Annotated in this window: 9 protein-coding genes; 3 read left to right on the top strand and 6 right to left on the bottom strand. The window is 63.0% G+C overall.

The genetic code is table 11. From position 1 onward, the window contains the following. Positions 1 to 33: 33 nt before the first annotated feature. The 6 genes from VK519_RS04805 to VK519_RS04780 are packed head-to-tail and all read right to left on the bottom strand — an operon-like array spanning position 34 to position 5162. On the bottom strand, positions 34 to 1209 hold the full coding sequence (locus tag VK519_RS04805; protein WP_324347995.1) for an ABC transporter permease: 1176 nt from the start codon (positions 1207 to 1209) through the stop codon (positions 34 to 36). Further along, positions 1206 to 1940 (bottom strand): ABC transporter ATP-binding protein, encoded by a 735-nt coding sequence (locus VK519_RS04800; RefSeq protein WP_324347994.1) that lies wholly within the window; start codon positions 1938 to 1940, stop codon positions 1206 to 1208. The genes VK519_RS04805 and VK519_RS04800 overlap by 4 nt, the downstream gene beginning before the upstream one ends. Beyond that, entirely contained in the window at positions 1937 to 3514 is a 1578-nt protein-coding gene (locus tag VK519_RS04795) for an alpha/beta hydrolase (protein WP_324347993.1), read from the bottom strand. Before VK519_RS04795 ends, VK519_RS04800 begins: the two co-directional genes overlap by 4 nt. A gap of 7 nt (positions 3515 to 3521) precedes the next feature. Then, entirely contained in the window at positions 3522 to 3716 is a 195-nt protein-coding gene (gene relB / locus VK519_RS04790; RefSeq protein WP_324347992.1) for a type II toxin-antitoxin system RelB family anti-toxin, read from the bottom strand. Beyond that, positions 3713 to 4117, bottom strand: coding sequence for a hypothetical protein (locus tag VK519_RS04785; protein ID WP_324347991.1), 405 nt, complete (start codon positions 4115 to 4117; stop codon positions 3713 to 3715). Before VK519_RS04785 ends, relB begins: the two co-directional genes overlap by 4 nt. Before the next feature lie 31 nt (positions 4118 to 4148). Next, entirely contained in the window at positions 4149 to 5162 is a 1014-nt protein-coding gene (locus tag VK519_RS04780; protein ID WP_324347990.1) for an alpha/beta fold hydrolase, read from the bottom strand. Positions 5163 to 5316: 154 nt separating this feature from the next. Between VK519_RS04780 and VK519_RS04775 the strand changes: the two genes are divergently transcribed. The 3 genes from VK519_RS04775 to VK519_RS04765 form a co-directional block, all read left to right on the top strand. After that, the gene (locus tag VK519_RS04775) at positions 5317 to 5976 is read left to right on the top strand and encodes a zinc ribbon domain-containing protein (RefSeq protein WP_324347989.1); all 660 of its coding nucleotides are present in this window, start codon (positions 5317 to 5319) and stop codon (positions 5974 to 5976) included. Positions 5977 to 6109: 133 nt separating this feature from the next. Continuing rightward, the gene (locus tag VK519_RS04770) at positions 6110 to 7042 is read left to right on the top strand and encodes a CPBP family intramembrane glutamic endopeptidase (protein WP_324347988.1); all 933 of its coding nucleotides are present in this window, start codon (positions 6110 to 6112) and stop codon (positions 7040 to 7042) included. A gap of 18 nt (positions 7043 to 7060) precedes the next feature. Further along, the coding region (locus VK519_RS04765) for a cupin domain-containing protein (protein ID WP_324347987.1) at positions 7061 to 7425 on the top strand (365 nt) is incomplete at its 3' end.

Genomic DNA, 7425 nt, shown 5'->3' with positions numbered 1-7425 from the left:
TTGCGCTGCGCCAGGGGGGTGTCAAGCGCATATTCATCCGGAGATCGCCAGCCTTTCGGAACGGTACAGCCAGGCCGTCACGCCGATGGCCACGGCGGCGGCCGCGAATCCACTTGCCAGTACTAGTCCCAGCTCCTGCCCGCTCACCATCTGCCCGCGCAACACCTTGATGATGCCGAGGTTCTGCCCCAACAGCGGCACCGCGTACATCCAGGTCACAGCCTTGATCGGCAGCACCGACAGCATGGCGCTGGGCAGCACCGGGATGATCATCAGGATGGAAAGATAGGTCTGCGCTTCGCGATAGCTTTTGGCGAACGCGGCCACCATCGACTGCAGGGCCGCCAGCAGTACCACCAGCGGCAACATCAGCAATAGGACCGTACCTGCGAAGTGGAACCCCAGGTCCAGCACCATGCCGATGCGATCGAAGGGGATGAACAGGCCCGCCGTGGAGAACGCCGCCAGGGTGAGCAACAGGCTGACCATGGAAAATGCACAGATCGCCAGCAGCTTGCCCGCAAGAATCTGCGACCGGGGCACGGGATTGGCAAAGAGGGGCTCCAGCGACTGGCGTTCGCGCTCGCCCGCGGTGAGGTCGATGGCCAGGTACATGCCGCCGAGGAACACCGTAAGCACGAAGAAGTACGGCAGGAACGAGAACATCAGCGCCGCGCGGGATTGCGACGTCGCCTGATCGCGCTCGGCCACCTGCACCGGCCATGCGGTGGTCGGCGACAGGCCGCGGGCGATCAGCCGCATGGCACCCTCGCGCTTGGCATAGAGCTCGATGGCCTGCCTCACCCGCTGCACTGCCGTATTGGCATCGCGCTGGGAAGAGTCGTAGATCACCTCCACCTGCACGCCCTCGCCCTTGCTCCATGATTTGGCGTAGTCGGGCGAGATGCGCAACACCAGGTCGGCGTCCTGGGCCACCACGGCACCTTCCGGATCGCTCACCGGCGCCTTGGCGTCGATGCCGATGCCCTTCATCGCCGCCACGAAGTTCGGCGCGTACTGCGCGCCCACCACCGGCACGGCGATCGGCTTGTCGGCCTTCTCCAGTTCCCGGTTCACCACGATGTTCATCAGCATGATGAACATCACCGGGCCCAGCAGGGGGCCGGTGATCAATGCGCTGGTGATGGTGCGGCGGTCGCGCAGGTTCTCGCGCACCTCTTTGAGGAATACCGTGATCCAGGGGCTCATGCGGCAAGGCCCTCGTCGGTACCGATGATGCTGACGAAGGCGTCCTCGAGGTTGGCCTGGCCGGTTTGCTCGCGCAGGGCGTCGGGCGTTTCATCGGCCACCACGCGGCCCTTGGCGATCACCACGATACGGTCACACAACGCACCCACCTCCTGCATGATGTGGCTTGAGAACAGCACGCAACGCCCCTCGTCGCGCAGCTGGTTCATGAAGCGGCGCATGGCGCGCGTGGCCATCACGTCCAGGCCGTTGGTGGGTTCGTCCAGGATCACGTTGCGCGGATCGTGGATCAGCGCCCGTGCGATCGCCGTCTTCACCCGCTGCCCTTGCGAGAACCCCTCGGTACGCCGGTCGGCGATGTCTTCCATCTCCAGCGCTTTCACCAGGGCATCTCGGCGGCGGCCAAGGTCGGCCTCGGGCACGCCATGCAGCCGGGCGAAGTAGTCGATGTTCTCCCGCGCGGTCAGGCGCTTGTAAAGGCCACGGGCATCGGGCAGAACGCCCAGTGCGCGTCGCACGGCGAGCGGATCGCGGGCGGCATCCACACCGTCCACCAGCACCTGGCCCTGGTCGGGGTTCATCAGTGTGTACAGCATGCGCAGGGTGGTGGTTTTACCCGCGCCATTGGGACCCAACAGGCCCGTGATCTGCCCGTCGCGGGCGGTGAAGCTGACGCCGTCCACGGCCTTCACCGTGCCGAACGCCTTGTATAGGGACTTGACTTCGATCATGGCGTGGCTCCGTTGAATCCGACGAAGACGGGAATCGGCCCCACCCGTTCAAGGCAGGTGGTGTCCAGCAATTTGGGCGAGAGCTTGTCGATGAAGTCATCGACCACCCGCGGCATGCAGCCGCGGCCGATCACGTTGTGGCCCTGGCCCTTGAGTACCAGGTGGCGCGCGTTGGACAAGCCTTTGAGCACTTCGTCGCCGTAGCGCGGCGGGGTGACGGGGTCGTACTCGCCCGACATCAGCAGCGCGGGCTTGTCGGTCTTGAGCGGGTCGTGGAAGCCCGCCGGGCGAGCGCCGTGCGGCCAGATCGAGCAGGCCGTCTTGAAGGCCTCGATCATCTTGTCGCCCAGGATGGTGTCGGCGTCCTGCGGGCGCGAGGTAAGCAGGTCCGCGTCTTCGGAGCAGATCACCGAATACTGCATGCCGCCGTCCATGGTGTCACCAAGGTCACCGGTGAGGAGCTTGGCTTGCCCCAACAGCGGGCCCACATCGCCATGCGCGGCGGCGTCGATCGACAGCGGCAGGAGCGCTGCGGTTTCCGGGCCATAGGCAAACATGCGCACCACCGTGGCCAGCGCGAACTCGTTGAGGTTGCGCTTCACCGATTCATAGGTCTGCGGATCGCGGAAGCTCACCTGGTGCGGATTGGCGCGCAGGGCGTCGCGCAATTGGAAGAGCGTCTGGTAGGTATCGCCGAAGCGGTCGTGGCAGGCCTTGTCGGCCGTGCAGCGGGCGAACTGGGCCTTCAGCGCGGCGTCCAGGTTCACCGCGAACTCTTCGCCCAGCACCAGCGAATTGGGCGCCACGCCATCAAGCACGAGGCTGCGCACGCCCTCCGGATGCGAGGCTGCGTATCGCTGGGCCACACGCGTGCCGTAGGAAATTCCCACCAGGTTGAACTGCGGGGAACCCAGCGCCTTGCGGGCGTCCTCGAGGTCTGCCACGGCATCGGTCGTGGTGTAGAAGCGGGGATCGGCATCCTTGCTCACTTTGTCCAGGCAGGCCTGGGTTTCCTTGCGCAAGGCCTTTTCGTCGTAACTGGAGCTTGTGTCGTCGATGCCGCCGGCGCCCTTTTCTTCCCCGCCGCATTGCAGCGGGTGCGAACGGCCCGTGCCGCGCTGGTCGATCAACAACACGTTCCGATGCGCCAGCAGCGGCGCGAAGGCCATGGCCACGGCGGGATAGCTTTCGGTCGCCGCCTGCCCCGGGCCACCGGCAAGCATCACCACCAGATCGCTCCTGGGTGCCTGCGCGCTGGAGCGCAGCAGGGCGAGGTTGAGCTTGATATGCCGCCCCTTGGGGTTGGCGCGGTCTTCCGGCACGTCCAGCGGCGCGCACCAGGCAGCGGTGGATACACCGCTGTTCGGCTGGCCGAGCGAGCAAGGCTTAAGCGTGAGCGAGCCCACCTGCCAGGTGCGTTCCGGCGCTGGTTTCACCGGTGCCACCAACGCCGCCGTGCTGGCGCTGGCAGGTACGTCGTGAAGCGGCGAGGTTTCCTTATGGCGGAAGTGCTGGCCTGCCAGGATCACGATCATCACCACGGCGATGAGCGACATACGTGCGCGACTTTTCATGCGGGCTTTAGTCCCCCGGTTCGAAGATGGTTTCGATCGACAGCGCGAAGAGGCGGGCGATCTTGAAGGCCAGCGGCAGGCTGGGGTCGTACTTGCCGGTCTCGATCGCATTCACCGTCTGTCGCGACACGTCCAGCCGCTCGGCGAGGTCCGCCTGCGACCAGCCGCGCTCGGTACGAAGTTCGCGAACATGGTTGATCACGGAAATCCTGGGTTGCCATAGCGGCGCGAGGTGAGCCACATCGCCACGCCATACACGCCGATCAGCGCCGGCAACACCCAGGTGAAGAGGCCGCCCGGGAGGGACAGGATCTTCGCGCTGGCCAGGAAACCGATCGCCATGCAGGCCATGCCCACCACGCACACCGAGATCGACAGCGCTATCAGGTGCATCTGCCTTTCCAGTTCGTCCGATGCCACCACGCGCCGGATGAAAGCCCAGGCAGCGAACGCCAGGGGCAACATCGGCGCCAGTGCCGCCGCCACTTTCAGCACGGGGATGTCCACGCTGTCGACCTTCGGCCAGATCATCAGCATCACGATCACGTAGGCGGCCATCGCTGGCAGGAATTCGCGTAGGTAGCGTTTGTCGATCTGGCGCATGGGTACATCCCCGGTGGTTGCCGCCCGGTATTTACAGACTGTGGAGAAAATCTGCCAGCGTTTTCTTGAACTGGATGGGCTGGTCAAGCATGACGTAATGGCGCGACGGAGCGATAGCGACCACGTTGGCTTTTGGCGCCGCTCCAAGCAGGCCCTTGTAGTAGGCGACCTTCTGCTCCTGCGTGGTCTTCATCGGGCCGATCTGTGCGTCGGGTGCATTGTAGGGAACGATTTCAAGCACCGGCACGGTGGCCTTGGCCAGTTGGGGGCGCCAGTCACCCGAGGCATCTTCGGCCATATAGCGCGCCACGGCCTGTTTGTAGCTGCGTGCGTTGAAGGTTGCGTAATGCGTCGCCAGCGCCGGATCGATCACACCGACCTTTTGCATGTAGCCCAGCAGCTGGGCCTTGAATTCTTCATCGGAGGCCGAGCCCATCTTCAGCATGTTGGCGGCGGTGGCCTGCCTCTGCTCGGCAGGCATGGCATCTAACCCCGGGAACACAGGTAGGCCGTCCACCGCCACGGCGCCGGCAATCAGGTCGCTGTGTTCACCGGCGAGGCGCAGGGCCAGCGTGCCACCCAGGCTATGGCCGACGATCACCGGCTTCTGAAGCTTCTTCGATTCGATCAATTGCGCCAAAGAGGCGTCGGCGCGATCGAAGTAGCTTTCATCGCCCGCGGGCGCCGGGGTGCCGTCGAAACCGGCCAGGGTGACGGCATAGACCTGGTGATCCTTGCGCAGCTCATCGATGGTGTCCTTCCACACCCAGGCACCGCCGGCCAGGCCGGGGATCAGGATCACCGGGCGGCCGTGGTCGCCGTAAACCTGCACGTGGAGCGTGCCCACTTCATAACTGGCTTTGGGCCTGGCGGCATACTCAGGGCCAAGCTGACCTGGGGCCGGGGTCGGGGTCGGGGTCGCAGCCCCAGCGGCAAGCGGATCGGCGTAGGCCGGAATGGCCGCGCCGAACATCGCGGCGGCGGCCGTCGGCACGGCCAGGGTAGCCAGGGACAGGCAGAACAGGTGGCGAAGCGGGGTACGCATGGCAGCTCTCCTCGTGTAAAGTGTGCTTGACACGGATCATCCACCCGGCATTGCCGCGTGTCAAGCATCCTTTACATTTCCTTCGATTCAGGAAATTGCCAAACACAGCAGGTAACCTCCCAAGCCTGAAATATCGGGCAAGGGTTGGGGACACATGGCTGAAGAACTGAGCTTTTCGAATAACTACACGGACGTAAGCCAGCAGTACGGCACCGGTGCCGGCTTCCAGTTCGAGTTCTATTGCGAATGCTGCCGCGATACATGGCGCTCCCCTTTCGAGCCTTACCGCAGCGCCCAGGCCGCCGGATGGTTGCAGCGCATGGGCGGCGTGGCCAGTTCCTTCCTTGGCAGCGCCGGTAATGTTCTGGACGAAGCCGCCGAGGGCTACGCCCGCGCAGGCTGGGGCAATGCTCGCGACGAAGCCTTCCGCCAGGCCATCGAACACGCCAAGAGCCACTTTCACCGCTGCGCGAAATGCCACGACTACGCATGCGACAAGTGCTTCAGCACCGAATCGGGCCTTTGCAATCGCTGCGCCCCGGATCTTGCCGCGGAGGTCAGCGCCGCGCGGCACGACGGACTTCTAACCCAGGCGCGCGACAACGCACGCGAAGTGGGCGTCGGCCGCGCCGCCAAGGTAGACGTTGCCACGGACAAGCAGTTGGTATGCCCCGAATGCGAGACGGAAACGCACGGTGCGAAGTTCTGTCCCAACTGCGGGCATGCGCTGAACTCGGTGAAGAACTGCGCGGGGTGTTCGACGCCGCTACCGGCGGGAAGCAAGTTTTGTCCGGAGTGCGGGAAGGCAGCGTGATTCAACGAGCCAGTTTCGAGTGTCGAGTTCGCTGGTCATGTAGCCGGCTGAGTGCGATAGCGACCTGAAGCTCTACAAGCTCGTGCAACGCACGATATTGCGCGGCAGGTTATTTCGTGCGATTGCGCATTGCATGGACGATCCATGTCGACCACTCGTCAGTACTTCGCGCCCGCTCATCCCAAAGATGTTGCATTGTGTCGGCATTCGTTTCAGCCTCAGCCGCTATCCATTGGGGGTGGCCAAAATGATGCGGAACTCGCGATCTATCACGCTTTACCTAGTTGTCGCCTTTGGGTTCGCGTGGGCATTCTGGCTAGTTGCCTGGCTGATGAGTAAGAAACTAATTCCGCTTCCCGTTCTGCTTGTGCCAATGCTGTTCATCGGCTCGTTCGGACCGTTTATAAGCGCGGGCGTGACGACCTTTAACGAGGGTGGCTTCCGGGGAATGACCGGCTTCTTCCGTCGCGGCTTCGACCCGCGAATGGGGTGGAGTGTCTTTCTGGTCTCCTTCTTCCTGATGCCGATAATGGCGATCATCGTCGAACTGACGCATGCGCGACTTTTAGGCCAGGCGCCGCACTTCACCATGACCCTGGCGGAATTCCCGCTCAGCTACTTATTCCTGTTCGTGCTAGGTGGGACCCTGGCGGAGGAATATGGATGGACACTGCTGTCAGATAAGCTTGACGCCTTTCTACCACTGAAGACTTCAACCGCGATCCTCGGTTCCATCTGGGCACTGTGGCATCTTCCATTGTTCTTCATCATGACCAAGGGCGCCATACAAGGGTATACGCCGTTCTACATTTTCTTCATTGTCACCGTCGCCATGCGCTTTCTGTTCTCCTGGGCCTATCACCGCAGTGGCCGAAATATCTTGTCCAACATGCTCTTCCATACCGCGTCGAACATCGCCTACAGTGTGGCGGCGATTGCCCCTGCACCCGGGGACCTCTCAACGGGCCGATTGTGGATGTTCACCCTTCTTACTTTGGTTTCGGCCGTCGTCGTCTGGGTCGTAGCGCCGCCTCGCACGGAAAGTACGTCTCCCGTCGCCGCCTAATCGGAAGGAGTAGTCGCTGTGATAGAGAAGAAGTCGTTAGTCGACATTCTTAAGCGGGTTACTTATCTACCCGATCGAACCCCTGAGATGGCGTTCAATGGAGGGACCGAGCTGGCGTTCTCGGAGGTTGCTCCGTACCGGGATGGAGCAATCTCTGTTGGTTACTATTCCGGCGACAGCGAGTGGGAGCGCCACCCGGGAGGGGATGAGATCGTGATGTCCATAGAAGGGAGCACGACGCTTGTTCTCCTTGTAAACAGCGAACAGCATCGGATCAGCCTCAATTCTGGAGAGCTTGTGGTGGTGCCGCAGAACTGCTGGCATCGCTTCGAAGGTTCCTCACACCTCAAGGTGCTTGGTGTCACACCCGAACCGACCGATCA

The organism is Pinirhizobacter sp. (assembly GCF_035317885.1).
GTDB lineage: Bacteria > Pseudomonadota > Gammaproteobacteria > Xanthomonadales > Rhodanobacteraceae > Pinirhizobacter.
Note: the sequence above shows the minus strand (reverse complement) of the source record. Positions and strands in the feature narration are given on the sequence as shown.

Coding starts and splice junctions, on each gene's coding strand:
- VK519_RS04805 (WP_324347995.1), bottom strand. CDS start 1,209: ATGAGCCCCTGGATCACGGTATTCCTCAAAGAGGTGCGCGAGAACCTG.
- VK519_RS04800 (WP_324347994.1), bottom strand. CDS start 1,940: ATGATCGAAGTCAAGTCCCTATACAAGGCGTTCGGCACGGTGAAGGCC.
- VK519_RS04795 (WP_324347993.1), bottom strand. CDS start 3,514: ATGAAAAGTCGCGCACGTATGTCGCTCATCGCCGTGGTGATGATCGTG.
- VK519_RS04785 (WP_324347991.1), bottom strand. CDS start 4,117: ATGCGCCAGATCGACAAACGCTACCTACGCGAATTCCTGCCAGCGATG.
- VK519_RS04780 (WP_324347990.1), bottom strand. CDS start 5,162: ATGCGTACCCCGCTTCGCCACCTGTTCTGCCTGTCCCTGGCTACCCTG.
- VK519_RS04775 (WP_324347989.1), top strand. CDS start 5,317: ATGGCTGAAGAACTGAGCTTTTCGAATAACTACACGGACGTAAGCCAG.
- VK519_RS04770 (WP_324347988.1), top strand. CDS start 6,110: ATGGACGATCCATGTCGACCACTCGTCAGTACTTCGCGCCCGCTCATC.